The organism is Rhodococcus sp. P3_B8, from assembly GCF_056402775.1.
In genome coordinates, this window is the sequence record NZ_JBFUGT010000084.1 from 1 (window position 1) to 26,134 (window position 26,134).

Consider the following 26,134-nt stretch of genomic DNA (forward strand, 5'->3'; position numbering starts at 1 on the left):
GACGCGAACTGCTCGCGGACCTCTTCGCCCGCACCACCGCCGACGWGCGKGACTTCCTGCTGCGACTGCTCACCGGGGACCTTCGCCWGGGTGCTCTGGAGGGGGTGATGACCGACGCGATCGCGGCGGCCGCCGACCTTCCCGTCGAACCGGTGCGCCGGGCGTTCATGCTGTCGGGACGGCTGCCGGCGACGGCGGTCGCGGCGTTCGACGGCGGGGTGGACGCCCTCACCGCGTTCCGGCTGGAGGTGGGGCGACCGGTGCGGCCCATGCTGGCCTCCCCCGCCGAATCACTCACCGGCGCGTGGACCGAACTCGGCGGCGACGTCAGCGTCGAATACAAACTCGACGGTGCGCGGATCCAGGTGCACCGCAACGGCGACGACGTGCACATCTTCACCCGCACCTTGCGTGAGATCACCGGCAGCGTGCCGGAACTCGTCGAACTCGTCGCCGGCCTGCCCTGCACGTCGGCGGTGTTCGACGGGGAGACGCTGGCACTCACCGACAGCGGCCGGCCCCGACCGTTCCAGGAGACGATGAGCCGCTTCGGCGCCGAGTCCGCCCGCGACCTGCTGCTGCACCCCTACTTCTTCGACTGCCTGCACCTCGACGGCGTCGACCTTCTGGACGCGCCGTTGGAGGAGCGGCTGGACGCCCTGGAACGCGTTGCCCCGCAACACCGCATCCCCGGGCTGATTCGCCCCGACAGCGACGCCGCCGCAACCCATTTCGACGACGCCCTTGCCGCCGGTCACGAAGGGGTGATGGTCAAGTCGCTCGCCGCTCCGTATGCGGCGGGACGTCGCGGCCGCGCCTGGCAGAAGGTGAAACCGGAGCACACGCTCGATCTGGTGGTGCTCGGCGCCGAATGGGGTTACGGGCGGCGCACCGGCTACCTGTCCAACCTGCACCTGGGTGCGCGTGACCCGGACGGCGGCGAACCGATCATGGTGGGCAAGACGTTCAAGGGCCTCACCGACGCGCTACTGCAGTGGCAGACGGACGAATTCCCGCGTCACGAACGCAGCCGCGACGACCACACCGTGTACCTGCACCCCGACCTCGTCGTGGAGATCGAACTCGACGGCGTCCAGGTCAGCACGCGTTACCCCGGCGGCCTCGCGCTGCGATTCGCGCGGGTCCTGCGCTACCGCCCCGACAAGACCGCCGCCGACGCCGACACCATCGACGCCGTGCGGGCCCTGCTGCCGGGCTGACGCCGCCCGCTCGTCCTGCGCGGCGAGCGTGTGCGCGGTAACCTCCCCGGCACAGATAAGGACGCCGTGCTGTGAGGGGGTCGACTGGTGAACTTCGTTTTCCGTTTCGTGCCGTCCCCCGTCGAGCGCACCGTCCGGAAGGCGGCCTCGGCCGCCGAGGGACCGGTCCGCGTCGCCGTGTGTGCGGTGACCGTGCCGATCGAGGTCGCGAAGACGTCGTTCCACATCCTCCGGCTCACCGAGGAACTGCTCGAGGAGGTCGTGTTCCTGCTGCGGACGATGCGGCCGGTGGTCGAGGCGGTGAGCACCACCCAGCAGTCCGACAATTTCGACACGGTGTTCCGGACGCTCGAACAGATCCAGCAGTCGGCCGACGCGATTGCCCGCACGCCGATCGGTGTCGTCCGGAGCGTGTTCGCGCCGGCCCGTCCGTCGGCCGAGCAGATCGATTATCACCCCACGGTCATCGACGCCGAGCCGCCGAAGCCGTCCGGTGTGGCGGTCCGGATCGCGTCCGTCACGGTGACGGCGCCGAGCATCACGTTCGGCAGGCCGAATCGCTGATCCAGGTTATCGCCCGGGAAAGAAGTCCGCGCTCTGCACGTAGTCCATCGCGGCGGTGAACGTCGGGTCGCTCATGCGCCTGGTCATCTCCGCCTCGTCGACGTCCTCGATGTGGGTCTGGACCCACCAGAGGTTGCCGAACGGGTCGCGGACGCGTCCCACGAGGTCGCCCCAGAACAGGTGCGTCGCCTTCGTCACCTGCGTGCCGCCGGCGGCGACGGCCTGCGCGAGCACCGCCTCCGCGTCCTCGACGTACAGGCGGAGGAACCCGGGCGTCGGCGGCCAGTCGGGTCGCGCGTCGAACATCATCACGATGGCGTTCCCGATCCTCACCTCGGCGTGCCCGATGGTGCCGTCCTCGCCCACCATCCGACCGAGTTCCTCACCGTCGAACGCCGCCTTCACGTAGTCGATGAGTGCGGCGGTGTCGCGGGAGATGATCCACGGTGTGACGGTGGTGTAGCCCTCGGGAATCGGATCGACGGTCATGCGGTCCTCCTGCGTCGGCGAATCGGTTTCACTCACCGTAGAACCGATAGCGGTCAGCTTTGGTCCGCATTTGATCGCCCGGATACGCTCGTAGCGTGTCCGAACACATCCTCGTCACCGGTGGATCCCGCGGCATCGGCGCAGCGGTGGTGCGCCTCGCCGTCCATCGCGGTTATCAGGTGACGTTCACGTTCCAGAACGACGACGAGGCCGCCGAGCAACTCGTCCACCACTGCGGTGTCCGCGCCACCGCCGTGCGGGCAGACGTCCGCGACGCGGATGAGGCCGTCGCCGTCGTCGATGCGGCCGACCAACGCGGTCAGCTGGTCGCGTTGGTCAACAACGCGGGGACCACCGGCGCGCTCGGCACGTTCCTCACCACCCCGGACGAGGTGGTGCGGGAGGTGTTCGACGTCAACGTCTTCGGGGCGATGGCCTACGCCCGCGCGGCCGCCGAGCACTGGATCCGAACAGGGCGCCCCGGCGTCATCGTCAACCTCAGTTCGATCGCGGCCCGCACCGGCGCACCGGGCGAATACGTCGGGTACGCGGCCTCCAAGGCGGCCGTCGACAGTTTCACGACGGGACTCGGGCGAGAACTGGCGAGCGCGAACATCCGCGTCGTCGGTGTCGCGCCCGGTACGACGGACACCGACATCCACGCCGCTGCCGGCGATCCGGGACGACCCGGGCGAGTGGCCGGGAAGGTGCCACTCGGCCGGGTCGCGGAGCCCGAGGAGATCGCCGAAGCGGTGCTGTGGGCGCTGTCCCATCAGGCGTCCTACGTCACCGCCACGACCATCGACGTCGCCGGGGGCCTGTGACCCTAGCGCCCTCGCGAGCCGACCCTCGGGACGAGCATCGGCACCCGCGAGCGGTAGGTGCGGTAGTCGTCGCCGAACGTGTCGACCAGGTCGTGCTCCTCGAAACGCACCGCCACCAGGATGAAGCCGGTGGTCCCGACGGCGAACAACAACCGGCCCCAGGTCATCGTCGGCGCCACCCAGAACGCGATGATGAAGCCGGCATACAGCGGGTGCCGGATCACCCGGTACATTACAGGTGTCCGAAAGTGACTGGGCAGAGCCGACTTTCCGCTCTGATTCCGCAGCACCTGGCGGAGCCCGAACAGGTCGAAGTGGTCGATGGCGAACGTCGCCGCCAGCACGAGGGCCCACCCGCCGAGCGACACGACGTAGATCACGACGCGGACCCAGTCGGTCTCCACGTCCCAGATCTGGTCGGGTAGCGGACGCCATTGCCACATCAGCAGCGCCAGCGCGGCCGTGGCGAACAGGACGTATGTCGAGCGCTCCATCGGTTGGGGGACGATCCTGGTCCAGCGTTTCTTGAACCAGGGCCTGGCCATCACCGAATGCTGCATGGCGAAGACCGTCAGCAGCGCCACGTCGATGACCACGGCGACAGCGACGGGGGCGTCGGGGCCGTCGTTGATCGTGTGGGGCACCACGAGTCCCTCGACCCATCCGATCGCGTACAGGAACACGATCAGGAACGTCGCGTAGACGACCATTCCGTACACGGTGATCAGTGTTCGGGCGACACCACCTGTGCGGTGCGCCTGGGGTGATTCGACCATCTCGGCCATGCTGTTCTCTCCGATCGCTGGATTCCCCCGACGCTCCGAAGTCTCCGATCAGGCGAGGTGCGGAACAAGGAACCCTGGGGTGGGAGTCACCGCACCCCGGCGACCGTGTCGGATCGGTTGACTACTCTGTGGCCATGCTTCCCGGGGACTTGCGCGACATCGACGTGGCGTCGATCAAGGCGGTCCTCGGCACCACCACGTACACCCGCGGCGAGCAGTACGCCCGCGACCACGCGGTGATCCAGATGTCGTGGGATCCGGCGGCCAAGGAGCTGTGGGGCGAGGTGGCGGGCACGGCGAGGGAGCCGTACTCCACGTCGGCCTTCATCGTCTCCAGCAGCGGCCGCACCGTGTACCGGTACGGGATCTGCACGTGTCCGGTCGGTATGAACTGCAAACACGTCGCCGCACTGCTGATCACCGCGATGAAACAGGCGAGGTCCCAGGCCCAGGCGGCGGTCGCGCCCACCTGGGAACGCTCGCTCGGTTCCCTGCTCACCGCCGATCCCTTCGGCGACTCCGGCGGGCGTTCGCCGCTCGCCATCCAGTTCCGGGTCCAGGCGTCGGCCGCCGACGCGGCACCTCAGTTGCTGGTGCGGCCCGTCCAACCGGGCAGCAAGGGCTGGATCGTCGGCGGGCTGGCGTGGAACAAGCTGGGCAGCCAGTTCCAGCATCCGGCCGAGCAGATCCGGGTGCTGCACGAGATTCATCTGCTGTCCGTCGGGGGTCTGACGTACCGCCGCCAGAACCACACCGATCTCGATCTCGGCGTCTTCCCCAGCCGCCAGCTGTGGTCGCTGCTCGACGAGGCGGACCGGGTCGGTGTCGAGCTCATCCACTCCTCGAAGCGTCTGGGCGCACTCGCCCCCTACCGCTCGGCCGAGGTCTGCCTCGACGCCACCCGCGACGACGCCACCGGCGCTCTCGTCGTGCGGCCGGTGGTCCGCGTCGACGGCGAACCCGTCGACGCAGTGACCGTCGGCTTCATCGGAGTCCGGGCCCACGGCCTGTTCTACGTCGACGCGGACGACCGCATTCACCTCGCGCGCCTCGACTCCGTCGTGCCCGGCCCCTTGCAGGATCTGGTGCGCCGCCGCACGCCCATCGAGGTTCCCGCCGCCGAAGAGTCCCGTTTCCTGACGGACTTCCTGCCGAAGCTGCGCAACCTGGCCACCGTGATCTCCTCGGACGGCTCGTTCGTCCCACCCGCGATCTCCGAGCCCACCCTGGTGATGCGGGCGGAGTATCTCCCCGACCACGAGGTCGCCGTCGACTGGGAATGGCTGTACACCGTCGGGGACGACGAGCACCGTGCGCCGCTGACTGCCCGGACCCCCGGCGACGAGTACCGGGACGACGCCCGCGAGCGCGCGCTACTCGACGAGCTCGACATCGACTGGGACAGATACAGGTTGGGGTCGGGCGGTCCGGAAGCGACGGCGCTGCGCGGACTCGACACGATGCGGTTCACCACCGAGGTCCTGCCCCTGCTCCACGGCAAGTCCGACGTGTCGATCGACGTTTCGGGCGAACCCGCCGACTACCGGGAGGCCGGCGACTCCCTGGCCATCGGGGTGTCCGTCACCGCATCCGAGGGCGGCACCGACTGGTTCGACCTCGGCGTCACCCTCACAGTGGAGGGCCGGGACGTGCCGTTCGACCAGGTCTTCTCGGCGCTGGCCGCGGGGAAGACCGAGTTGCTGCTGCCCGACGGCGCCTACTTCTCCCTCGACAAACCCGAACTCCACACGCTGCGGAAGCTGATCGACGAGGCGCGGGCCCTCCGCGACCGCGCGGACGGGACGTTGCGGCTGAGCCGTTTCCAGGCGAGCCTGTGGGACGAGTTCGCCGCGCTCGGCACCGTCGAACGTCAGGCGACGCAGTGGCGGCAGCAGGTGGACGGTCTGCTCGCGCCCACCAACATCGGGCCCGCGGAAGCCCCGAGCACGCTGGACGCCCAGCTGCGTCCGTATCAGCTGGAGGGGTTCCGCTGGCTGGCCTTCCTGTGGGAACACGGACTCGGCGGCATCCTCGCCGACGACATGGGGCTCGGCAAGACGCTGCAGGCGCTGGCACTGATCTGCCATGCGCGGCAGTCGAATCCGGACGCGCCGCCGTTCCTCATCATCGCGCCGACCAGTGTCGTGTCGAACTGGGAGTCCGAATCGGCCCGCTTCGCCCCGGACGCGACCGTCGTCGCGATCTCCGACACCCGATCCCGCAGGCGCGTTCCCTTCGACGAGCTGGTCGAGGGCGCCGACATCGTCGTCACGTCGTACACCCTGTTCCGGTTGGAGTTCGAGGCCTACGCGGAGTCCGCGTGGTCGGGGTTGATCCTCGACGAGGCCCAGTTCACCAAGAACCATCAGTCCAAGATCTACCAGTGCGTCCGACGGCTGGAGACTCCGTTCAAGCTGGCGATCACCGGCACGCCGATGGAGAACAACCTGATGGAGCTGTGGTCGCTGCTGTCGATCACCGCCCCGGGACTGTTCCCGAATCCGGCCCGGTTCACCGACTACTACCGCAAGCCGATCGAGAAGCAGGGCGACACCGAACTTCTGGCGCAGCTGCGCCGCCGGGTGAAGCCGCTGATGCTGCGCCGCACCAAAGAGCAAGTGGTGAAGGATCTTCCGGCCAAGCAGGAGCAGGTACTCGACGTCGAACTGCACCCCCGGCACCGCAAGGTCTACGACACCCACCTGCAGCGTGAGCGGCAGAAGATCCTCGGCCTGCTCGCCGACGTCGACAAGAACCGCTTCACGATCCTGCAGTCGCTCACCCTGCTGCGGCAGCTGAGCCTCGACGCCGGTCTGGTGGACGCCGAGTACCACGACGTCCCGTCCGCGAAGGTGGACGCCCTGCTCGAGCAGCTCGCCGACGTCGTCGCGGGCGGTCACCGGGCACTCGTCTTCAGCCAGTTCACCGGGTTCCTCGGCAAGATCCGCGACCGGCTCGCGGACGCCGGGATCGCGCACAGCTACCTCGACGGCAGCACCCGGCGTCGCGGCGACGTGCTCCGCGAGTTCAAGGAGGGCGCCGCCCCCGTCTTCCTCATCAGCCTCAAGGCCGGCGGCTTCGGGCTGAACCTCACGGAAGCCGATTACTGCTTCATCCTCGACCCGTGGTGGAACCCGGCAACGGAGGCTCAGGCCGTGGACCGGGCGCATCGCATCGGGCAGACGCGGAACGTGATGGTGTATCGGCTGATCGCGAAGGACACGATCGAAGACAAGGTGATGACGCTGAAGGCGAAGAAGTCGGCGCTGTTCGCGAGCGTGATGGACGCCGACTCCCTGCTCAGCTCCAGCCTCGACGCCGACGACCTCCGCGGGTTGTTCGAATAGTCCCCTGAGAATGCCAGTGTGTCGGCGTCTGGGTAATGTCCGATCCATGCCTCGTTACACGATTGCCCTGCGGAACAACGCCACGCCTGATGCGCCGGCGTCCGTGAGCCTCCATGTGCCGTTCTACTGCGCGCACGAGGCGGCGGGCGCGGCGTGGAATCGGGCGCTCGTCGAGGCGTGCGGCGACCTGCTCGACCCGGTCACGCAGACCGCCGTGGTGAACGTCGTCAGCAACTTCGGACGCGAACTGTTCACCGGCGACGCGGACGTCGTCGTCGCCCTGGACCGGATCGGCACCACCTCGCTGACCTTCCTGATCACCCTCCACCAGGACGGCGTGCCGGCCGCGGAGCTGACCGTCGTACTCGTGCACCTCGATTCGAGCCGGGTGAACTCGGCGCCGTGGTCGCCGGCGCAGATCGCGGCGCTCGAGGCGTTGCGGAGCGCTCCGGTCGTCGCCTGACCTCGATCGATCGAAGTTTCAACGAAGCCTGATCTGGGCATGTGATGCGTATGAGTATCGAAGACGGGCCCGGTGACACGCTGAGCCCCAGCGAGAGCCTGGACTCCGACGACGTGCGCAACAACGACGGCGACGACGTCGTCGATCCGCCCGACGGGTGGAGTGAGGCCGACAAGTTCGGCACCACGGCGCGCGAGGAGCGGGAGGGTGAGTCCCTCGACGAGAAGTTGTCGGAGGAAGAGCCCGACGTGATGCTCGAGGAGCAGAGCGAGGTGTCGTTGGCGGATCTCCCCGACGACCAGCTGACCGAGGACGTCGACCGTGTCATCGACGAGGAGGACATCGACATTCCGGTGTTCGGAAACAAGCACGCCGACGTGGTCGAAGGCGTCATCGTGCAGGACTCGCGCACCGACCGGGGGCAGATCGACGGGTCGGCGGAGGACGGCGATTCGTTCTTCACCGTCCTGGACTGACGGCAGTGTCAGCCGCGCTGCCTTCCCCGGCCGTAGCGCAGGTAGAGAAAGTCGTCGTTGATCAGAGCATGCTCGAGTGAAAGTGTGCGCGGCGCTTGCACTGTCGGGCCAGACGATGCGGGCAGTGTTTGCGGACCGGCCAATCGCGGGGCGAGGGTCAAGCACATCTCGTCCACCAGATCGTGTGTGACGAGATCGTGGAGGAGGGTGGGGCCGCCCTCGCACAGGATTCGGCCGAACCCGCGGTCCCGCAGAGCGGCCATGAGGGCAGGCATCTCGACGCTGTCGTCACCCGCCACGACGATGTCCGCCGACTCCCCGAGTGCTGCCCCGCGCGTTTCTGYCACCCGTCGGGTGGTGACGACGATCGGCCTGACACGACCGGCGAACAATGGCGAATCCGGCGGAACGTTGCCCGTTCGTGTGACGACAGCGATCGGCGGTGGTGCGTCGAGTCCCCACCGTTCGAGTCGATACCGAGCCTGTTCCTCCGTCAGCTGCACCGGTCCGTACGTTTCGGCGCGGACGGTGCCGGCCCCGACCAGAACCACGTCGGCATACGCACGCATCGCACGCAGGAGTTGGTGATCCACCTGGTCGGACAGGGGCCGGACGCGTCCGCCGAACGCCGCCGCACCGTCCAGGCTGGCAACCATGTTCACCCGTACCCCGTCCGGCGGGTCACGGTAGAACTCCTCCGCCGGCACCTCGTCGGAACCGCTGCTCAGCTTGCGCATCTGCGGCATCACGCCTCGTGCCCGGGTTCGAGGTCGCGCACGTCCGAGAAAGTGACCAACTGCCCGAGGTCGTCCGGGGCGGATCCGGTCTCCGGTGCGAGGAGGAACGCGACGTGGTCACCCAGCTCGAGTCGTTCGAGGATTCGGCCGCTGAACCACGCCGGTGAATTGTCCAGGATCGGCAGCCCGTGGGGGCCGGGATGCCAGTCGCACCGGGCGAACTTGTCGATCTCGTCCCCGGTCTGGGCGCCGAAGAGCGTCGCGAGCGCGACGTGGTCACGGGTCAGGAGGTGCACCGCCAGACGCTCCGCGCGCGACGCCACCGAAAAGGTGTGATTCTTGTTGGACAGTCCGACCAGGAAGCGCGGGGGGTTGATGCTGACCTGCGACGCGAACCCGACGAGGCACCCCGACATCTCGTCTTCCGACCGTGTGGTCACCACGAACATCGGATAGTTCAGGAGCGCGACGACGTCCTCGAAAGCCTGACAGGCATCCCGATCAGTTGCGTCGATGTCCCCGGTGCGATCGGCCATGGGTCCTTCCTAACAGATTCCGGCCGGGAAGCGTCCGACGTGGTACTTCGCGTCCGACGCTTACTCGAAGGCGGTAGCCGCACCGCAGCGCCTAGACTGGGCAGGATCGCACTCGCGACAGCCACCGAAAGGCCCGACATTACTCAATCCTCCGCTCCGCATGACGTCTACTTCGTACCCCCGGAGCAGGAGACCGCGGACGCCGTTGCCCATGCCTCCGCCGCCGCGGCGTCGAGATTGCGCGACCGCGCCGACGTGGTCCGGTTCAAGGGCCGCTTCGCGCTGCCGATCACGCACACCACGCCGCACGAGGCGATGGTCGAGGACCTGTTGTTCGTCCGCGACGTCCTGGACGGCGCCGGGATCGAGTATCTGCTGGTGCGGGGCAATGACGAACGCCCGGTCATCGCGGTCAACTGGGCGCAGCGGAAGGCGTTGCGGGCGGCCCTGGTCGCGGCGTGTGAGGATCGTCCGTTCTACTCCAAGACCGTCGACGCCAAGGGTCCCGCGGTCCTGGTCTCCGACGGCAGCCTGTCCGCGACGTCGAAGGCCCGCATCTTCCGGCTGTTCCGTCCGCGCGTGCACCTGGCGAGCGGACTGAGTTACGGGGCGTCGACGGGCGTGCAGATCGAGCTGTGGTCGATCAGCGACGACGAGATCGTGCTGCCGATGGAGAACTCGCTGACCCGGCGGGTGGTGCGCTCGGAGGAGGCGGTCCGCGGCACCGTCGAGCGGTTCGGGCGGGTGTGGCCCACCATCGAGAACATGTTCGCCGACCATGCGTCGGACATCAATTTCGACGTCGACCTGGTGTTCTCCTGGGTCGACGGGTCGTCGGCGGAGTTCCAGGCGCAGCGCGCCAAGCGGATGCAGAGCTACGTGGTCGGCGAGGGTGACGATTCGGCCGCCCGTTTCCGGCAGATCGACGAGCTCAAGTACGCGCTGCGCTCGGTGCACATGTACGCGCCGTGGATCCGCCGCATCTTCGTCGCCACCGACTCCGACCGTCCGGCGTGGCTCGCCGACGACCCGCGGGTCACGTTCATGCCGAGCGAGGAGTTCTTCGCCGACCCGTCGGTGCTGCCCACCCACAACTCGCAGGCCGTCGAGAGCCAGCTGCACCACATCCCCGGTCTCGCCGAGCATTTCCTGTATTCCAACGACGACATGTTCTTCGGCCGCTCGGTGGGTCCGCAGATGTTCTTCTCCCCCGGCGGCATCACGATGTTCATCGAGGCGACCACCCGAATCGGGTTGGGCCACAACGACGACGAGCGCAGCGGTTTCGAGAACGCGGCCCGCGTGAACCGCCGGCTGCTGCAGGACCGCTTCGGTCTGATGACCACCCGGCACCTCGAACACGCCGCCACCCCGCTCCGCAAGAGTGTGATGGAGGAGATGGAGAAGGAGTTCCCCGACGAGTTCGCCGCCACGGCCGCAAGCACTTTCCGTGCCAGCTCCAACATTTCGGTGACGAACTCGCTGTATCACTACTACGCGTTGATGAGTGGTCGCGCGGTGGTGCAGACGGCGGCGCGGGTGAAGTACGTCGACACGACGATGAAGTCGGGGCTCCGCGACATGGACTCGTTGCTCGCGAAGCGGTCGATGGATTTCTTCTGCCTCAACGACGGCAGCGCACCCGAGATCGACCTGGAGTTGCGGACCAGGAAGGTGACGCAGTTCCTGGAGAACTACTTCCCCATCCCGGCGCCGTGGGAGACCGGCGTTTGATCAGACGGCGGGAAACGCGTCTTCGGGGCGCTCGCCCTCGTCGTAGACCGTTGAGGGAGGACCGATGAGGAGCGGGTCGGGGGTGCCGACCACCCGCGGGTCCTTGCCGGTGTAATCGAATTTGTGGAGCACCCAGCGGATCGCCTCGATCCGCGCCCGCTTCTTGTCGTTCGATTTCACGACGGTCCACGGCGCCTGCGGGGTGTCGGTGTAGAACAGCATCGCCTCTTTGGCCTCGGTGTAGGCGTCCCACTTGTCGAGGCTCGCGAGGTCGGTGGGCGACAGCTTCCACTGCTTGACGGGGTCGGTGCTGCGGGACACGAACCGGGCGTGCTGCTCCTCCCGGCCCACCGAGAACCAGAACTTGATGATGTGGATGCCCGACTGCACGAGCATCCGCTCGAACTCCGGCGCAGACCGGGTGAACTCCAGGTACTCGTTGGGGGTGCAGTAGCCCATGACGCGTTCGACGCCGGCCCGGTTGTACCAGGAGCGGTCCATCATCACGATCTCCCCGCCTGCGGGCAGGTGCTGGACGTACCGCTGGAAGTACCACTGGGTGCGTTCGCGTTCGGTGGGCTTCTCCAGCGCCACCACCCGTGCGCCACGAGGGTTGAGGTGTTCGGTGAACCGCTTGATCGCGCCACCCTTGCCGGCCGCGTCCCTGCCTTCGAAGATGATGACGAGCTTCTCGCCGTTCTCCTTCACCCAGGCCTGGAACTTGAGCAGCTCGATCTGCAGTTTGCGCTTGCGGTTCTCGTACTGCCGCCGCGTCATCTTCTCGTCGTACGGGTAGCCGTGCCGCCACGGCGCGTCCGTGTCGTCGATGGCGTGTTTCCGCTTGGACTTGCGCAGCAACTCCCCGATCTCGTCTATCTCCGGTGTCACGTCGATCTGACCGGCACGCGCGAGTTCGAAGGCGTCGGGATCGTGCAATTCGTCCACACAGCAAGGCTACCGCCAGAAGGCCGCGCCGTCCGGGCTCGTGAGATCGTGGACCCATGAGCATCGACCACATCGTTTCCGCGCTCGACTCGACGGTCGCTGCCGAGCTCCGGACCGCCCTCGACGCGTCGCCGATCGTCACCCTCGACGGAACGGTGCTGTCCGACCCCGCGCGCGACGCGGTGCTCGAACTGCTCACGCTTCTCGCCGACGGGCAGAGTGTGGCGCTCGGTGCGGTCGCGGACCTGCTCACCACGTCGCAGGCCGCGGAGATCCTCGGCGTCTCCGACACCTATGTGCGCCGGCTCGCCGATTCCGGCGCGCTGCCCATCGAGATGCGCGGCACCCACCGCCGGTTCCGGCTCTCCGATGTCATGGCGCACCGGGAGAAGTTCCCGCGCAGGGGCTGACTACACCCGGACGGGCGTGACGGCCTTCTCACCGGTGTCCGGGATCCGCACGCCCTCGGCTGCGAGCCGCTGCTCGGTTTCCTCGGCGGTGACGTATTCGCCGACGGTGTCGTAGCTGCCCATCGGGACCACCGAATGCACGATCGTCTCCGGGTACACGTGCACGAGGTTGTAGCCCTGGGYGCCGTTGCGTCCGCGCAGCGCCCCGGCCGGGACGTTGAGGTCCTGGGTGTAGCAGGTGGCCGACGCGACGGAGACGGGGATGCCCGCGAACGTCGCCGTCGTGGAGTAGTGCAGATGTCCCGCGAGGATCGACCGGACGTCGCTGCCGCGGAGCACGTCGGCGAGCCGCGGCTGATCCCGCAGTTCCACGAGCACCGCCAGGTCGAGGACGCACGGCACCGGTGGGTGGTGCAGCGCCAGGATGGTCCCGTGGGGTGCCGGAACCGCGAGGTGCTGTGCCAGCCAGATCAATTGGCTTTCGGAGATCTCCCCGTGGTGATGCCCGGGGACTGTCGTGTCGAGGGTGACGATGCGCAGTCCGTCGACGTCGTAGACGTGGTCGATCGGCTCGTACGACGGTTCCTGCCCGAGCAGTTCCGTCCGGAAGTGGCCGCGGTCGTCGTGGTTGCCCATCGCCCAGATCACCTGCGCACCGAGCGACGCCGCCACCGGTTCGACGATCGCCCGCAGCTTCTCGTAGGCGCCCGGCTGACCGCGGTCGGTGAGGTCGCCGGTGAACACCAGGGCGTCCGGGCGGGCGTGCGACGACTCGATCTCGGTGAAGATCTGCCGCAGGGTGGCCTCGCTGTCGACGGCCCCGTACAGCAGGTCGTCGTCGACGAGATGGGTGTCGCTGAGGTGCAGCACGAAATGTGACGGTCGCGGATACTCGGCCGTCCGTATGTCGGCTGCCTCTGTGCCGCTCATCGGTCTCTCGCTTCCGCTCGCCCCGACGGGGGCAGGTGCCCGGGTGGACGCCACTGTTTGTCCACCCTAGCCAAGCGCACTCCGGTCACCTCCCGGGGCACGCGCGGTGGCCGGACGGTGAACGGTGGGGCACGACGTCAGTTTCGTGCGTGGTGCGGTGTGCGCGCCTCTGGGCCGGCGGGCGGGATCATCGCGGCGAGGTTGGCCTGCGCCTCGAACCGGGCGCGCTCGTCGCCGTCGTCCGCCGCTGCCGCGTCCTTGGCCGCGGTGAGGAACGGGCGGACCAGGTCGAGGGGCATCGGGAAGACGACGGTGGAGTTGTTCTCGCCGCCCATGGCGCTGAGGGTCTGCAGGTAGCGCAGCTGGAGGGTGGTCGGGTTGCGGCTGATGACGTCGGCGGCCTCGACGAGTTTCGCGGACGCCTGGAACTCGGCTTCGGCGTTGATGATCTTGGCGCGGCGCTCGCGCTCCGCCTCGGCCTGCCGGGCGATGGCCCGTTGCATGTTGGCGGGGATCTCGACGTCCTTGATCTCGACGGTGGTGACCTTCACACCCCACGGTTCCGTCTGCTGATCGATGACCTTCTGCAGGTCCTCGTTGAGGCGTTCCCGCTCGCCCAGCAAGGCGTCGAGGTCGGCCTTGCCGAGGATCGAGCGCAGGGTCGTCTGAGCGATCTGCAGGGTGGCGGCCAGGAAGTCCTCCACCTCGACGATCGCCCGGTCGGCGTCGACCACCCGGAAGTAGGCGACGGCGGTGACCTTGGCCGGCACGTTGTCGTGGGTGATCACTTCCTGAACGGGGATCTTCAGGGTCACGGTCCGCAGGCTGACCCGTTCCATCCGGTCGATCGCCGGGATCAGCAGCACCAGTCCCGGGCCCTTCAGGTCGACCAGCCGGCCCAGCCGGAACACGACGGCCCGCTCGTACTCGCGCAGCACCCGGATCGAGCTGCTCGCGACGACGGCGAGGAGGGTGATGACGACGCACAGGATGACGATGATGGTGGTCATAATTCGAGCTCCCATGGTTCGCGGCGGCGCACGGTGAGGGTGAGTCCGCGGATCTGCTCGACGATGACGGAGTCGCCGGCGGTCGGTGTCTCGTCGTCCCCGAACAGTGTTTGCGCCCTCCACAGGCTTCCGGCGGCCTCGACCTGACCTTGCCGGCCCTTCCAGTTGCGGACGGTGGCGTCGGATCCGATGAGGGATTGCATTCCGGTGCGCACGGGCGCGTGCCCGGCGGCGAGCGCCTTCCGGCCGCCCACCACCGCGAGACCCACACCGACCACCGCGACTCCGGCGGCCGCCGGGATGGCGATCATCTGTGCGGTGTCGCTGGACGTGAACAGCAGCCACACCCCGGCCCCGACGATCAGTGCCCCGAGCCCGCCGAGCACACCCGCGGTCGGTGCGTGTGCCTCGACGACGATCAACAGCACACCCAGCACCAGCGCCAGCACGCCCAACGCGGTCATCTCGCATCACCCACGATCACGCTTTGCGAGGACCCGGTCGCATCGCATAGCCTCTTCGCGATCGAGCCCTCAGTTCAACGGTAAGCGCAGGTCGACGGCAATGCCACCGGCAATTTCCGGCGGGGTACCGTTCAACGAATGACGAACGTAGATCACGGAGATCCCGGTGACGCCCCGACCGTGCCGCCGCCGCTGGAGGAGGTCGCCAACCCGGCCCGCCCGTCCGCTGCCGAGGAGGCCCGGACGGTCGCGGCCACGACGAACGTAGGCACCCTCGCTAGCCTGACCAGGGACGGCGACCCGTGGGCGTCGTTCGTCACCTACGGTCTGCTCGACGGCTCCCCCGTGCTGTGTGTGTCGCAGATGGCGGAGCACGGCCGCAACCTCGCACACGATCCCCGCGCCAGCATCGCGATCGTCGCGCCGAACCCGCCCGCCGATCCACTGGCCAGCACCCGCATCACCCTCGCCGGGTACGTCTATCGCCCGGAAGGTGACGAGCTCGCCGCCGCGCGGGAGGCGCACCTGGCGGCCGTCCCGGCGGCGCACGTCTACATCGACTTCAGCGACTTCTCGCTCTGGGTACTGCGCGTGCAGCGCGTGCGCTGGGTCGGCGGCTACGGGCGAATGGACTCGGCGAGCGAAGAGTCCTACGCCGCCGCGACAGCAGACCCCGTCACCCCGCATGCCGGCCCGGCGATCGAGCACCTCAACGCCGACCACGCGGACGCCCTCCGCGCGATGGCCCAGGCGCTCGGCGGCTTCCCCGACGCGAAGACGGTCACCTGCGAGGGCGCCGACCGCTACGGACTGGACCTGCGGGTCACCACCCCCCGCGGCGTGGCCGTGACGCGCGTCGGATACGCGGAGCCACTCGACTCCGTCGACCAGTTGCGCGCGGCGACAGTCGCTTTGACAGATCAGGCCCGGGCGCTCACCGGTCGGTGAGCACGTGACCGCGGTGACCGGGCTGCACGGTCCGGTCGCCGCGGAACAGCTCCCGGGGTGGTGATCGGGTTCCCTCCTGGGGTTAATACCGCCGATGGCGCATGCCCGGCAAGCTTCTTGTTGTCAGCAAAACCCCCTCTCAACAAGGAGATTCACATGTCGAACACCATCAAGCGCACGGTTGCCGCTCTCGCTATCTCGGGCTTCGCCCTCGCCGCCGGGTCGGGTGTCGCCTCCGCCGGCCCCGGAGGTCCCGGTGGGTGGTTCAACTCGAATGTCGGCGGCGCTCAGATCGGCAACGGAAACAGCCAGGGCTCCCAGAATGCGGGCAACGGCGGCAACAGCAGCTTTTGCTTCAACGGCATTTTCTGCTGATCGCATGTGAGGGGCCGGCCTGTGGTTGCCCACCAATGCCGGCCCTTCGCTGCGACTTCCCCGCTGAATCCATCCCCGAAAGGCCTCCCGATGTCCACTTACATCACGTTCATGAATCGCACCGCCACCACGTTCCTCGCCGCAGCGTTCGTCCTCGCCGCGGGTGCCGGCATCGCGTCCGCGGAGTCGAATGGCGGTAGCGCCATCGCTCCCGACCCCAGCTTCTCCGCGAACATCGGCGGCGCCTCCGTCGGTCCCCTCTCGGTCCCCGGTGTGCAGGCCGGTCCGAGCGGCGTCGACGTCGGCGGATTGCACGTTCCCACTCCGACCCCTCGGGAGCGAAGTCGTATGTGTGACTTGTCTATGACCTCATTCGCAGGTTCGGCGCAGTGCTGATGGAGCCCCGCATATCCCGTGTCCATCCCGCGACCCCTGCATCGCCCCTGGCTGGATCGCGGCTCGTGGCGTGGGCTTGCGAGTGCCCTATTAGGGCGCCAGGGGCCTAAATGTAGCAATGACGGTGCCGACGAGATCGAGATCCCAAGAGCGGCAATATCGCATCGGGCCTCCTCCACGCCAAGGTCGAGCGCTGCGTTCTCATCTGCCGCAGCGTCCGCATCCCCCGAGTACCGGACAAGGGATCCCGCGAGAGAGTCCAAACCGCCTGACCCGCGACCAGCTCGCGTACGGTCTGCTCGTATCTGCACTACTCTGCGAACAGGTGAGTCTGAAAATTCAACGCAACTCCAAGATGCGATAGTGATTGTGGGCCAGACAGCGCCCGAACCAAATCAGGAATGTGGGAAAAAGTCAATGACATTCACCATGCCCCGAAGCGGGCGTACCAGTTGACCAGTCGGCTCCCTCGTTCAAACTTTAACTAGCACAGCTCCTTTGCACGGCTTCGAGGCAGTTACTTCACCGCCGGCACCTACTAGCCGCACTGACGAAGCACATGCAACCCCGGTCGTAGTGAAGCGATGAACAGCCCTTCTGATCGCCTCCACGCTGTTGGACTTCATACTTCTCGACGCGGCTATGGCCTTCAGTCAGCGCGTCGGGGCGTCTCAACAAAGTCGTTCATGCAACCGTCATCGCGCGGTCACCGCCGGCGAATTAACAGAACACCTGGCCTCTGCAGAGGCAGCATTCGCCGGCAGTGACATCACCAAGTGCACCAAACCGTCGAGCAATTTCGCTTCACCAAGCGCTTGTCATTGATCTCGAACCGAGAGAACCGGACGTCGCCCCGTCGGCTGCGTTGCTCAAGCCTTTCTCCTCGTTGCTACCGGCCAAGCCGGAAGGTCTAGCCTAGCTCAGCTGTTCAGACATTGCAGAGCAAGGAATCGGTGGGCCACGGATGTGCTGACGCCGCGACCTGGCTATGACAGCAAGCCCACAGGAGTGGTCTCGGGTGCCTAACCCGACAGTCCGGGCGCTGACCTATTGACCCCGATGACTAGAGTCGTGTCATGCCGGAGATAGAGATCGAGACGGTGTCAGTTCCCGGAGAAGGCGACGATGTGGAGCACCTCGGGGAGGCCGATTACGCCGAGTTGGATGAGGCCAGTGCCGAGAGCTTCAAGGTCGCCTACTCGGGTCAAGACTTCGACGTCGAAGGGCTTGTCCGGCGGCTGGATCGCGGTGACATGCTCGTTCCACAGTTCGGACATGCCGACGTGCACATTGAAACCGCTGGATTCMAGCGAAATTTCGTATGGACGAAGCCTCAGATGGACAAGTTCATTGAGTCACTTCTCCTGGGTTATCCAATTCCAGGGATTCTCCTCATTCGGCAGCAAGATAATCGGTACCTAATCCTGGATGGACAACAGCGACTGCGTACACTTCAGCGCTTTTACCAGGGGCAACATCAAGATCGTTCCTTCACCTTGAAGAACGTCTCCAATGAATTTCAGGGTTTGTCGTATGCGACTCTAAGTGACAGTCAGCGCCGTGCGATCGACAACACATATATCCAAGCAACGATAATTAATTCAGACGGATCTCTAGGTTCCCAAGAAGCCGTTTACCAGATATTTGAGCGACTAAATTCGGGTGGTACTCAACTTACTGCGCATGAGATTCGAGTGGCTCTCTATGCCGGTCCGCTAATCGATCAGATTCACCGACTGAATCACAATCAAGATTGGCGCCGTGTCTACGGCGACCCGTCGCCGAGGCTTCGTGATCAGGAACTTGTGCTTCGTATTATGGCGCTCTATCTGCAGGGGGACTCCTACATCCGACCGCTGAAGCGGTTCTTGAACGACTTTGCCGGCACGAACCGTCATGCCTCCGATCCGAATATTGCAGCAGCATCGGACCTGTTTGAGCGGGCAGCACTGCTGGTTCGCCAGGGGCCCGGAAGCGACGCTATGCGACGCCGATCGCGTCAGTTAAACGTTGCCCAGACGGAAGCGCTTTTCGTCGGTCTAATGGAGGAGCTGACGAAGAGGGATCTGTCGATCAATAAGGTCAGTGCTGCGGTTGACATCCTTAAAGCCGACGAATCTCTGGATCAATCGATGACTACGGGAACATCGACCGAAGACGCCGTCACATCAAGGCTTGACGGTGCGAGAGCGGCATTCGGCGCCGTCTGATGACTTGGGAAGGGGCATGGCCGCCTCACGAGGTTAGGTTAAGTCGGTCGAGGCTTGTCGAGTTGGTTGCGCTAGTCCGGGCGTTTGACGGTAGCGATGCGTCCGACGCCCACGCGGCCCTAGCTAGATTTCTTGCGATACGTTCGTGTGGTCATATCGAGTTCACATTCGATGAATGTATATCGCAGTTCGCCAATGCAAAATCGCATCCTATGATCGCAGCACATGTTCGAGGGGGGCTCTTTCGAGGGACGAACCCGCGTCCACAGTCGCTCATCGATCGTACGCGGAAGCTCAGTTCCGAATGGGCGAATGAATTGGAGAGCTATCTACATGACGGGGACAAACTGGTTTGGCGGGAGTTGAGCTTTTTGGTTGATCGCCGGAACAGTATCTCGCACGGACAGAATGAAGGATTGGGTGTAAGAAAGTCGCTGGACCTGGCGAACATCGCCTTGGATGTGGGAGATTGGATAACATCGATGATTAATCCCACGCAATAGCGGGATTCGAGCCACCACCTCTAAGTGCGCAGGCCTGAAACGTTATCGGCGGATTACTTCTTTGTTCGCCTGAAAAACTTGCCTCCGCGAGCAGGGCGGGAGCTGGTCTTCCGATTCGATACATGGTGCTCGATCRGCTGCGGAGGAGTTCAAGTTGACCTGGCAGATGATCAAGTTGACTGCGTCGCTCACGGACGCGAGATTTCCGGTTGCCAGCGCGATTCAGACCTGTCGGACGCAACCTTTAGGCTTGAGGTCGTGCGGCTGGCGATGGGCCGCAACTCGACCGCAGAGGGATTTGAATGACCACGAGCCGACTGGGCCTGACCTGGATGAACCAGGACAAGGCACTACTGCCCGATGGCAAGGGCGGCTTCGATTGGGTGGAGCGTGACGACCCCCGTATCACTGAGGTCCGACTGCTCGACGAGCACGCCCGAGTCGGTGAGGTGTCCGGGAACCCGGCCGACAACCTGCTCATCACCGGCGACTCGTTGGCCGTCTTGCATGCACTTAACCGACTGCCTGAGTTTGCCGAGGAATACAAGGGCAAGGTGAAGTTGGTCTATATAGACCCGCCCTTCAACACGGGACAGGCGTTCGAGCAGTACGACGACAACTTCGAGCACTCAGTCTGGCTGACAATGTTCAGGGACCGCCTTCGCGAACTCGCCCGCACGATGTCGGACGATGGCATCATCTGGGTGCACCTCGACGATGCTGAGGTGCACAGGGCCCGTCAGATTCTCGACGACGAGTTCGGCATTGGGTCGTATCTGGGAACCGTCGTGTGGCAGAAGGCCGATAGCCCTCGCAGTGACCTACCGAACTTCTCAAGTGACCACGACACCCTCCTTGTTTACGGTAAGACCCCAGCGGCCCGGCTCAATCGAAGCGAGCGAGACGAGTCACTCAACGCGATTTACAAGTCACCCGACGGCGACCCTAAGCCGTGGTTCGACGGCGACCCCACTGCCCCCTCAGCCCACCGCAACCAGACCTGGGTCTATGCCATCCAGTCACCGATCACAGGCGAGCTGATGTATCCAGCGAAGGGCAGATGCTGGGCTACAAAGCAGGAGAGCGTCCTCGCTGCGATGTCCGAGTGGGCGCCGTACAGGCTGGAGGTACTGGACGACGATGCCAGACGGGCCCAAATCTGCGGTGTCCCCGTCGATGAAGTGCGCAAGTGCATACCCGCGCTCCTTCTCGACATCCCTGTTGAAAAGGCCCGCGCAAGCGCGGAGGCGCGGAGGCGCGGAAGAAGGCTAGGCCGTGGCCGGAGTACATTCTCCGGTCCAAAGGCTCCCTGGGGCGGAAGCGGATTCAGCCCGATAAGGGCTCAAACACCCGGACTATGTGGTTCAACACAGAGGTAGGGCACAACCGCGAAGCGAAAGCCGAGATCAAGGCTCTCTTTCCTGGCGTTAGTGCATTCGCGACACCGAAGCCGGAGCGGCTACTCAAGAAGATAATCGAAGCGTCCACTCAGCCCGGTGACATCGTGCTTGATTGCTTCGCCGGGTCCGGCACCACCGCTGCCGTTGCCCACAAACTGGGCCGCCGCTGGATCACCATCGAGGCCGTCGAGTCGACTGTTCGGGACTTCACTCAGCCCCGGCTCACCAAGGTTGTCGAAGGAGAGCAGGGTGGAGTTTCGGTAGCTGCGTCCCGTCGGGCCTCGTTCGAGCTGCCCGACGGTGTGGCCCCCCCTGACCTCGATGACGCCCGGAAGGTCGTGAAGAAACTTCTCGATCTCTCCGAGATCGAGATCGATCGGGACGCTGTGACCGACCTTGTCAACGCCATGAAGACTAAGCCAGTCAAAGAGAAGGTTTGGGGAGGCGGGGGTGGGTTCCGGGCAATGTCCGTCGCGCCGTCCAGGCTCATCGTCAAACGTGACATGGTGTTCCTGGCTGCCCTCGAACCGGAGGAACTCGCCTGCTACGTCGCTGCCCAACTCGGCTATACGCAAACCCCGGATCGCCGCGGGGTCGCAGCGATCAAGGGCCGTGACGTCCTCGTCGTAATTTCAGGCATGGTCGACGCCGAAATGACCSGGTATGCCACGTCGCTGCTTGCGGAGAATGAGACCGTTACCGTCGCGGGCACCGCCGTGCATCCGCTCAGCACCTCCATCCTCGCTCGTCTCAGGCCCGGGTCGAGGGTCATCAAGGTCCCAGACCACCTCGTGAAGCGATCGAAGGTAACCCTATGAACTGGATCGACCACGACCCCCAGATCGTCGAAGCAATCGGTGCCCGACTGGACCTGCGAGCTCCCAATAAGAAGGCACTCCACAAAGTCGCCGAACGGATCGCACCGGGTGACGGCTCAGAGTGGATCTGCGACCTCGCCACAGGCGTCGGGAAGACCTACCTCGCCRCCGGTCTGCTGGAGTACCTCGCCGAGAACGGTGTCCGAAACGTAGTGCTCGTCGTCCCGCTGGACGCGATCTACGAAAAGACCCTCGCCAACTTCACCCCAGGAACGAAGAAGTACATTCCCGGCGCCGACTGGGAGCCTGAGATTGTCACGGTCGAGAATTTCAAGCACTGCGCTGACGCGATGGCCGACCCTACCCGGCTCAAGTTGTACATCTTCAAGATCCAGACGCTGTTGAAGCCTACCGAGGACCTGCGACGCCGAGTCCACGGCGTCAACGAGAACATCGGTGACAGCCTGTACGCCCACCTCCAGAGCCTCGACGACCTCGTGGTCATCGCCGACGAGCACCATGTCTACTCCGGCGACGCCGACAAATACGGTGCCGCGATCCGGGACCTTGGCGCGCGCGCTGTCATAGGTCTCACTGCCACTCCAAACCGTCAGGATTTGAAGGCGAACAAGATTGTCTATCGGTACTCGCTCGCCGAGGCCATTGCCGACGGACTCGTGAAGATCCCGGTGATCGTCTATCGCGGCGACGGTATCAAGGACGAACGCTCCCAACTCGCTGATGCCTGCCATCTCCGCGATGTAAAGGAGACCGCCTGGCGTGCCTATGCGCACGCTGCCGGACGCACACCCGTGGTGCCGGTCCTGTTCATCGTGTGCCAATCCGTCTCCGACGCCGAACGCGCGGCCGACACACTCTCCAGGGAATTCCTCCCCGGCGATGGGCAGGTCCTCGTCATCACCGGCGGGTCCAGCGACAAGGCACTTCGGGCATTGCAGGCCGTTGAGGACCCTGAGTCTCCTGTCCGCGCCGTGGTGAGTGTTAACAAGCTAAAAGAGGGGTGGGACGTCCGCAACATCGGCGTCATCGTCGGTCTTCGCGCATTGGCCTCACAGACGCTCACCGAGCAGGTGTTGGGCCGCGGCCTCCGCCTTCCGTTCGGGGAACGCACCGGTCGTGAAGCCGTCGACACGGTGGACATCGTGGCCCACGACTCTTACCGCGACCTTCTGGCCAACAAGAAGGCGCTGCTTGAGCAGGTGCTGGAGGACCGCGCCGACTCCGCCCGCGAGATCACCCCGGGCGTCTCCGGAGCAGGTGAGGCGCCAGTTATTCCGGCGCCCGCCGGAGGGGTTCCTGACAGCGAGCAGGGGGCGCTCGCGTTCGTGTTCGGCGGCGACGGCGGCGGTGAGGGCCTCCCCGCTGATCCGTCGCTGCTGCTACGCATCCAAGAGTACGACGACCTTGTGTCCGACACCCAGGTGTCAGTTAGCAAGCCGATCCGGTTTGTGTTGCCGGTCGCCGGCGCACCGCGGATCAAGTTTCCTCGCCTCGAACGGCAAGCGATCCCGAAGAAGTTCTCTCTCGGACTTGTTACCGAGCAGCAGGCTAAGTCCCTCGGGGCCAAGTACCTAACCGACGAGTCCGTCTACATGACACGGGTCGCGCTCGACGCGCAGCGGGGCATCGACGGGGACGTCGTGGTCGGCACCCGGTTCCTCGACGAGGAGAAGGCATACCTCCGTACCGTGCCGATCAGCGAGGTGCGGGCACAATTGGAGTCACGCATCCTCAGCCTCGGGGTCGTCGAGTCCACCCTCACCGAGTACGAGGCCGCCGGTAAGGTTATCGGTTGGTTCCTTGACGGCGCCGGGGTTGTCGGGGACGGTGACGCCACCTGGAGCGTGAAGCGTACGACGCTCGCCACGAAAGCACTTGAGGCCGCGATCGTTCAAGCGTATGAACTGCGCGCGACCAGCCCAACGTGGGACTTCAATGTCATTGAGGTGCCGGTCCTCCCGCCGACCCGCGTCATGCCCGAGCCCGTCCACTCTCGCTGGGGCGCGTTCGTGAAGGGGAACTGGTACGGCGAGTGGGTTTACAACGTTGAACCGGTGGCGTCGTTTGACGCCGGGACCACCGAGTGGGCGCTTGCTCAGATCCTGGAGCAGGCATCACAGATTAAGTGGTGGCTTCGGATCTACACCAACGGCCCGACCTGGATCGAGTACGACGGTGGAAAGTACTACGCCGACTTCATTGCGATCGACTCTAAAGGCGACCACTGGATCATCGAGGGCAAATCTGATCACAACGCCGAAGACGCGGACGTCGTAGCGAAGCGTAGGGCCGCGGAGGCTTGGGTTGAAAGGGTCAACGAGACCGGCGTCTACGGCCGCTGGCACTACCTCTTCGCTACAGAAACCCAAATCGCCAACGCGAAGGGGCGGTGGCTCGACCTCGTCTGAAATCCCAGCGGCGAGCGGTGAGCAGCTCGCCAAGAGACAGGTAGTTCCTGACAGCGCTGCCTCGAACACGGCACCTACGTCCCGGGAGATGTTCGACATGGGCACTCCCCTCGTATTCCGGCGCCGTCCCACCCCTCGACACGGTGCAACGATCCAGATCGCGTCGAGGATCACCGACTGCTGGGTGGTGAGTGCGTCGGCCACGTCTTCGTTCGCGATTGCCCTGCAACCACGTGGCGATGCGGCAGTCCCTGTCCGGAGAGAACCGTCGTGAGCTGATCGACCCCGTCCGCGGGCAGGGCCGGGCGGTCCAACCGTTGATCGGGAAGTACCTTCTGCAACCGCGACACCACCTCATCGAGGTTGCTGCGATCAATCACCTTCCAGCGCGGGCATTCCGGCAGGGCGAAGTCGTCGGCGATCTCCACATTGGGGATGACCACCACGTGGTCCCATCGCAGCCGCCCGTGGCTCCAGCGCGGGTCGGCCTCCACGTAGCTCCGCAGGGCATACGACGCGTCACGTGCTTGCCGGACCGGGTTGATGACCGTCGGCCCTTTTCGCTGCTGTTGGTACCAATCGGTGCCGTCGTGCCAGATCTGCCCGCCCTTCACCTCCAAGCAGACGATTCCGTAGCCTTCGAGCGCCACCACGAAGTCGATCTCGTGGTCCTTGAGCCGGTCGGTGACCCGCTGGTGGGCCACGACCAGGTCACCGTCGCCGAGCTGACCGAGCAGCGCATTCCACACCGATTCCTCGGAAGCATTCACCAGGCGCGGATTCTCGGGGATACGGATCACCATGCCGCTGCTTTCGCACGTCGGCCTCGATCGAGCCCGACGATCCCCTACTGACCTCCACCTTCAGTAGTAGTTTTGCGATGTGGATACCAAGTGGCAGGACTCCAAGGCCGTGTCGTCGATGCTCGACGACTGGGACACGTGGGCAGTTGTCGGGCTCTCCGGCAATCCCGACCGGACGGCGTACCGGATCGCGGAGCTGTTGCAGCGCCGCGGGAAACGCATCGTCCCGATCCATCCTGACGCCCCGACGGTGCTCGGCGAGCAGGGTTACCCCACTCTCGCGGATGTGCCGTTCTCTATCGACGTCGTCGACGTCTTTCGCCAGTCGGAGGCCGCCGGGGAGTTCGCGGACCAGGCCGTCGAGATCGGTGCGAAGGGTGTCTGGTTCCAACTGGGCGTCATCGACGAGGCCGCCTTCCAGCGAACGATCGCAACGGGCGTCGCGATGGTGATGGACACCTGCCCAGCGATCGAGTGGAGTGCACGGGATTCAGCGTGACCATGGTCGGGCTGAAGTCCGACCACGCGACTACGGCTACTCTGGACCGAAATCGTGCAAATCGGACAACGGTCTGACGCTATCCGGTCAGTCAATCGGAAGGTTCCCACCTGTGGCCATCGACTACACCCGACGCCCTTCCACCGCTGCCGCACCGCAGGGCGGAGTCAACCTGAGCAAGATGACCCTTGTCGAAGGCCGCGCCGTCGGTAAGCCTCACGAAATCGGTTGAGCGGCAGGGTGCGGCGGGTCAACCTCAACTGGTCGTTGGCGCGACACCCCAGTCGAAGAAACCGGCTTCTTCGCGAAGCTCGCCGCCGCGGGCGGCAACAACGGCATCGACCTGGACCTCGGCTGCTTGTACGAACTGGCCGACGGGTCGAAGGGTGTGGTCCAGGCACTCGGCAATAACTTCGGATCGCTGCAGGCCCCGCCATTCGTCAAAATCGACGCCGACGACCGCACCGGCACCGTGACCGGGCGAGAACATGCATTTGACTTCCTCTCGGCGGTGAACGACCGAGATTCCCCTCCAGACTCGCGTCTCGAGGTTCCTGTTTCACAGACAGTTGCCTCCCCACACTTTATGTGCGAGGTGGTCTCACACCATCTCCGCAGGCTGCCACCGTCAGTCCGACGGCCAAAATGTTCCTCGCCGCATTCACATCCCGGTCGTGGACGGCGCCGCATCGGCACGTCCACTCCCGCACGGTCAGCGGCATCGCYGAGGCGACCTCCCCGCACGCCGAGCAGGTCTTCGACGAGGGATAGAACCGGTCGATCGCCACCACCCGCCGCCCGTACCAGTCGGCCTTGTAT

Annotated in this window: 27 protein-coding genes and 1 pseudogene; 17 read left to right on the plus strand and 11 right to left on the minus strand. The window is 65.5% G+C overall.

From position 1 onward, the window contains the following. Both AC1D1G_RS23320 and AC1D1G_RS23325 read left to right on the plus strand, forming a co-directional pair. Positions 1–1,220 (plus strand): ATP-dependent DNA ligase (locus AC1D1G_RS23320; protein WP_477953847.1); only part of this gene is annotated, 1,220 nt, incomplete at its 5' end. An 87-nt stretch (positions 1,221–1,307) separates the two neighbouring features. Further along, positions 1,308–1,784, plus strand: coding sequence for a hypothetical protein (locus AC1D1G_RS23325; RefSeq protein WP_477953849.1), 477 nt, complete (start codon positions 1,308–1,310; stop codon positions 1,782–1,784). A 6-nt stretch (positions 1,785–1,790) separates the two neighbouring features. Here AC1D1G_RS23325 and AC1D1G_RS23330 read toward each other — a convergent pair whose 3' ends face one another. Next, positions 1,791–2,273, minus strand: coding sequence for a VOC family protein (locus AC1D1G_RS23330; protein ID WP_477953850.1), 483 nt, complete (start codon positions 2,271–2,273; stop codon positions 1,791–1,793). Between the two features lie 95 nt (positions 2,274–2,368). Here AC1D1G_RS23330 and AC1D1G_RS23335 point away from each other — a divergent pair, with 95 nt between their 5' ends. Further along, positions 2,369–3,097: an SDR family oxidoreductase gene (locus AC1D1G_RS23335; RefSeq protein ID WP_477953851.1), complete on the plus strand. Its 729-nt coding sequence runs from the start codon at positions 2,369–2,371 to the stop codon at positions 3,095–3,097. A gap of 2 nt (positions 3,098–3,099) precedes the next feature. Here AC1D1G_RS23335 and mddA read toward each other — a convergent pair whose 3' ends face one another. Beyond that, positions 3,100–3,882 carry a methanethiol S-methyltransferase gene (mddA, locus tag AC1D1G_RS23340; protein ID WP_317611788.1) on the minus strand — a complete coding sequence of 261 codons (783 nt, stop codon included), beginning with the start codon at positions 3,880–3,882 and terminating at the stop codon, positions 3,100–3,102. Between the two features lie 134 nt (positions 3,883–4,016). Here mddA and AC1D1G_RS23345 point away from each other — a divergent pair, with 134 nt between their 5' ends. Genes AC1D1G_RS23345 through AC1D1G_RS23355 form a run of 3 tightly spaced genes read left to right on the plus strand, consistent with a single transcriptional unit; the run spans position 4,017 to position 8,168 of the window. After that, on the plus strand, positions 4,017–7,229 hold the full coding sequence (locus AC1D1G_RS23345) for a DEAD/DEAH box helicase (protein ID WP_477953872.1): 3,213 nt from the start codon (positions 4,017–4,019) through the stop codon (positions 7,227–7,229). 46 nt (positions 7,230–7,275) lie between these two features. Then, positions 7,276–7,692, plus strand: a complete 417-nt coding sequence (locus tag AC1D1G_RS23350; protein ID WP_477953852.1) for an acyl-CoA thioesterase — start codon at positions 7,276–7,278, stop codon at positions 7,690–7,692. Between the two features lie 44 nt (positions 7,693–7,736). Further along, the gene (locus AC1D1G_RS23355; protein ID WP_005570933.1) at positions 7,737–8,168 is read left to right on the plus strand and encodes a hypothetical protein; all 432 of its coding nucleotides are present in this window, start codon (positions 7,737–7,739) and stop codon (positions 8,166–8,168) included. A gap of 8 nt (positions 8,169–8,176) precedes the next feature. Here AC1D1G_RS23355 and AC1D1G_RS23360 read toward each other — a convergent pair whose 3' ends face one another. Continuing rightward, a complete protein-coding gene (locus tag AC1D1G_RS23360) occupies positions 8,177–8,914 on the minus strand; it encodes a pyrimidine reductase family protein (protein ID WP_477953853.1) in 738 nt (245 codons plus the stop codon). Next, on the minus strand, positions 8,914–9,441 hold the full coding sequence (locus AC1D1G_RS23365) for a flavin reductase family protein (protein ID WP_477953854.1): 528 nt from the start codon (positions 9,439–9,441) through the stop codon (positions 8,914–8,916). Before AC1D1G_RS23365 ends, AC1D1G_RS23360 begins: the two co-directional genes overlap by 1 nt. 39 nt (positions 9,442–9,480) lie before the next feature. On the opposite strand from AC1D1G_RS23365, the gene AC1D1G_RS23370 reads away from it, so the two are divergent. Then, positions 9,481–11,175: a stealth family protein gene (locus tag AC1D1G_RS23370; protein ID WP_193385507.1), complete on the plus strand. Its 1,695-nt coding sequence runs from the start codon at positions 9,481–9,483 to the stop codon at positions 11,173–11,175. On the opposite strand, the gene ppk2 is transcribed toward AC1D1G_RS23370, so the two are convergent. After that, entirely contained in the window at positions 11,176–12,120 is a 945-nt protein-coding gene (gene ppk2 / locus AC1D1G_RS23375; RefSeq protein ID WP_477953856.1) for a polyphosphate kinase 2, read from the minus strand. Between the two features lie 56 nt (positions 12,121–12,176). On the opposite strand from ppk2, the gene AC1D1G_RS23380 reads away from it, so the two are divergent. Continuing rightward, entirely contained in the window at positions 12,177–12,530 is a 354-nt protein-coding gene (locus tag AC1D1G_RS23380; RefSeq protein WP_317568549.1) for a helix-turn-helix domain-containing protein, read from the plus strand. On the opposite strand, the gene AC1D1G_RS23385 is transcribed toward AC1D1G_RS23380, so the two are convergent. The 3 genes from AC1D1G_RS23385 to AC1D1G_RS23395 form a co-directional block, all read right to left on the minus strand. Continuing rightward, entirely contained in the window at positions 12,531–13,460 is a 930-nt protein-coding gene (locus AC1D1G_RS23385; protein ID WP_477953857.1) for a phosphodiesterase, read from the minus strand. Positions 13,461–13,597: 137 nt separating this feature from the next. Continuing rightward, complete coding sequence (locus AC1D1G_RS23390) at positions 13,598–14,470, minus strand: slipin family protein (protein WP_477953858.1); 873 nt, start codon at positions 14,468–14,470, stop codon at positions 13,598–13,600. Next, a complete protein-coding gene (locus tag AC1D1G_RS23395; RefSeq protein WP_164062414.1) occupies positions 14,467–14,934 on the minus strand; it encodes an NfeD family protein in 468 nt (155 codons plus the stop codon). The genes AC1D1G_RS23390 and AC1D1G_RS23395 overlap by 4 nt, the downstream gene beginning before the upstream one ends. 138 nt (positions 14,935–15,072) lie before the next feature. Here AC1D1G_RS23395 and AC1D1G_RS23400 point away from each other — a divergent pair, with 138 nt between their 5' ends. From AC1D1G_RS23400 to AC1D1G_RS23435, 8 genes are all read left to right on the plus strand, one after another. Continuing rightward, positions 15,073–15,882 carry a HugZ family pyridoxamine 5'-phosphate oxidase gene (locus tag AC1D1G_RS23400; protein ID WP_247250484.1) on the plus strand — a complete coding sequence of 270 codons (810 nt, stop codon included), beginning with the start codon at positions 15,073–15,075 and terminating at the stop codon, positions 15,880–15,882. 156 nt (positions 15,883–16,038) lie between these two features. After that, on the plus strand, positions 16,039–16,257 hold the full coding sequence (locus AC1D1G_RS23405; RefSeq protein ID WP_477953859.1) for a hypothetical protein: 219 nt from the start codon (positions 16,039–16,041) through the stop codon (positions 16,255–16,257). A gap of 90 nt (positions 16,258–16,347) precedes the next feature. Then, complete coding sequence (locus tag AC1D1G_RS23410) at positions 16,348–16,653, plus strand: hypothetical protein (RefSeq protein ID WP_477953860.1); 306 nt, start codon at positions 16,348–16,350, stop codon at positions 16,651–16,653. 1,076 nt (positions 16,654–17,729) lie between these two features. Continuing rightward, positions 17,730–18,863 (plus strand): DUF262 domain-containing protein, encoded by a 1,134-nt coding sequence (locus tag AC1D1G_RS23415; RefSeq protein ID WP_477953861.1) that lies wholly within the window; start codon positions 17,730–17,732, stop codon positions 18,861–18,863. Next, positions 18,863–19,366, plus strand: coding sequence for a HEPN domain-containing protein (locus tag AC1D1G_RS23420; protein WP_477953862.1), 504 nt, complete (start codon positions 18,863–18,865; stop codon positions 19,364–19,366). Before AC1D1G_RS23415 ends, AC1D1G_RS23420 begins: the two co-directional genes overlap by 1 nt. 302 nt (positions 19,367–19,668) lie before the next feature. Continuing rightward, positions 19,669–20,745: a site-specific DNA-methyltransferase gene (locus AC1D1G_RS23425; protein WP_477953863.1), complete on the plus strand. Its 1,077-nt coding sequence runs from the start codon at positions 19,669–19,671 to the stop codon at positions 20,743–20,745. After that, on the plus strand, positions 20,724–21,584 hold the full coding sequence (locus AC1D1G_RS23430; protein ID WP_477953864.1) for a DNA methyltransferase: 861 nt from the start codon (positions 20,724–20,726) through the stop codon (positions 21,582–21,584). Before AC1D1G_RS23425 ends, AC1D1G_RS23430 begins: the two co-directional genes overlap by 22 nt. Then, positions 21,581–24,013 carry a DEAD/DEAH box helicase gene (locus AC1D1G_RS23435; RefSeq protein ID WP_477953866.1) on the plus strand — a complete coding sequence of 811 codons (2,433 nt, stop codon included), beginning with the start codon at positions 21,581–21,583 and terminating at the stop codon, positions 24,011–24,013. The genes AC1D1G_RS23430 and AC1D1G_RS23435 overlap by 4 nt, the downstream gene beginning before the upstream one ends. A gap of 116 nt (positions 24,014–24,129) precedes the next feature. Here AC1D1G_RS23435 and AC1D1G_RS23440 read toward each other — a convergent pair. After that, a pseudogene (locus AC1D1G_RS23440) lies at positions 24,130–24,816 on the minus strand (nuclease-related domain-containing protein); the annotation flags it as partial. Positions 24,817–24,895: 79 nt separating this feature from the next. Here AC1D1G_RS23440 and AC1D1G_RS23445 point away from each other — a divergent pair. After that, positions 24,896–25,315, plus strand: a complete 420-nt coding sequence (locus AC1D1G_RS23445; protein WP_477953868.1) for a CoA-binding protein — start codon at positions 24,896–24,898, stop codon at positions 25,313–25,315. A gap of 256 nt (positions 25,316–25,571) precedes the next feature. On the opposite strand, the gene AC1D1G_RS23450 is transcribed toward AC1D1G_RS23445, so the two are convergent. Both AC1D1G_RS23450 and AC1D1G_RS23455 read right to left on the minus strand, forming a co-directional pair. Further along, on the minus strand, positions 25,572–25,805 hold the full coding sequence (locus AC1D1G_RS23450; protein WP_477953869.1) for a hypothetical protein: 234 nt from the start codon (positions 25,803–25,805) through the stop codon (positions 25,572–25,574). Positions 25,806–25,899: 94 nt separating this feature from the next. After that, on the minus strand, positions 25,900–26,134 hold a 235-nt coding region (locus tag AC1D1G_RS23455), incomplete at its 5' end, for a zinc ribbon domain-containing protein (protein ID WP_477953871.1).

What these genes read in the sequence shown, in the direction of transcription:
- AC1D1G_RS23420 (WP_477953862.1), top strand. Translation starts at nt 18,863, where the DNA reads ATGACTTGGGAAGGGGCATGGCCGCCTCACGAGGTTAGGTTAAGTCGG.
- AC1D1G_RS23395 (WP_164062414.1), bottom strand. Translation starts at nt 14,934, where the DNA reads ATGACCGCGTTGGGCGTGCTGGCGCTGGTGCTGGGTGTGCTGTTGATC.
- AC1D1G_RS23365 (WP_477953854.1), bottom strand. Translation starts at nt 9,441, where the DNA reads ATGGCCGATCGCACCGGGGACATCGACGCAACTGATCGGGATGCCTGT.
- AC1D1G_RS23380 (WP_317568549.1), top strand. Translation starts at nt 12,177, where the DNA reads ATGAGCATCGACCACATCGTTTCCGCGCTCGACTCGACGGTCGCTGCC.
- mddA (WP_317611788.1), bottom strand. Translation starts at nt 3,882, where the DNA reads ATGGCCGAGATGGTCGAATCACCCCAGGCGCACCGCACAGGTGGTGTC.
- AC1D1G_RS23400 (WP_247250484.1), top strand. Translation starts at nt 15,073, where the DNA reads ATGACGAACGTAGATCACGGAGATCCCGGTGACGCCCCGACCGTGCCG.
- AC1D1G_RS23425 (WP_477953863.1), top strand. Translation starts at nt 19,669, where the DNA reads ATGACCACGAGCCGACTGGGCCTGACCTGGATGAACCAGGACAAGGCA.
- AC1D1G_RS23350 (WP_477953852.1), top strand. Translation starts at nt 7,276, where the DNA reads ATGCCTCGTTACACGATTGCCCTGCGGAACAACGCCACGCCTGATGCG.
- AC1D1G_RS23450 (WP_477953869.1), bottom strand. Translation starts at nt 25,805, where the DNA reads ATGTTCTCGCCCGGTCACGGTGCCGGTGCGGTCGTCGGCGTCGATTTT.
- AC1D1G_RS23405 (WP_477953859.1), top strand. Translation starts at nt 16,039, where the DNA reads ATGTCGAACACCATCAAGCGCACGGTTGCCGCTCTCGCTATCTCGGGC.
- AC1D1G_RS23355 (WP_005570933.1), top strand. Translation starts at nt 7,737, where the DNA reads ATGCGTATGAGTATCGAAGACGGGCCCGGTGACACGCTGAGCCCCAGC.
- AC1D1G_RS23330 (WP_477953850.1), bottom strand. Translation starts at nt 2,273, where the DNA reads ATGACCGTCGATCCGATTCCCGAGGGCTACACCACCGTCACACCGTGG.
- AC1D1G_RS23410 (WP_477953860.1), top strand. Translation starts at nt 16,348, where the DNA reads ATGTCCACTTACATCACGTTCATGAATCGCACCGCCACCACGTTCCTC.
- AC1D1G_RS23390 (WP_477953858.1), bottom strand. Translation starts at nt 14,470, where the DNA reads ATGACCACCATCATCGTCATCCTGTGCGTCGTCATCACCCTCCTCGCC.
- AC1D1G_RS23345 (WP_477953872.1), top strand. Translation starts at nt 4,017, where the DNA reads ATGCTTCCCGGGGACTTGCGCGACATCGACGTGGCGTCGATCAAGGCG.